1 pseudogene is annotated in these 306 nt (G+C 67.3%); it reads left to right on the top strand.

Annotated elements, in window-relative coordinates:
* Positions 1 to 306, top strand: a pseudogene (locus B7449_RS18640) (hypothetical protein); the annotation flags it as partial.

Here is a 306-nt window from a genome sequence, read left to right as displayed (position 1 = left end):
GGCGAGACCCCCGTTATACCGGCGGCGGTAATCTCTGCTCCACTTGGGACGGTCATCGCCACCCAACTGCTAAGCAGCCTGACCGGCGTGACCGCACCTGACGGTTTTGCCTACGCGCTGGATGCCGAAGGGGCATACCCTCCTGGCAGCATCTACACGCCGGCCACGGGATACACGCTGTCCGGTGCCTCGACGGGGACGGCAGGAACAGCCCTGACGCTGACGCTGACACCGGACAATGACGGGCCGGGCGCACCCACGACGGTCACGCTGTCCGACGGGAATGCAGGCGGCGCGTTCTCGGCC

The organism is Komagataeibacter intermedius TF2 (assembly GCF_000964425.1).
GTDB lineage: Bacteria > Pseudomonadota > Alphaproteobacteria > Acetobacterales > Acetobacteraceae > Komagataeibacter > Komagataeibacter intermedius.
The sequence above is the reverse complement of the archived record's forward strand: the minus strand, read 5'-3'. Positions and strand labels throughout refer to the sequence as shown.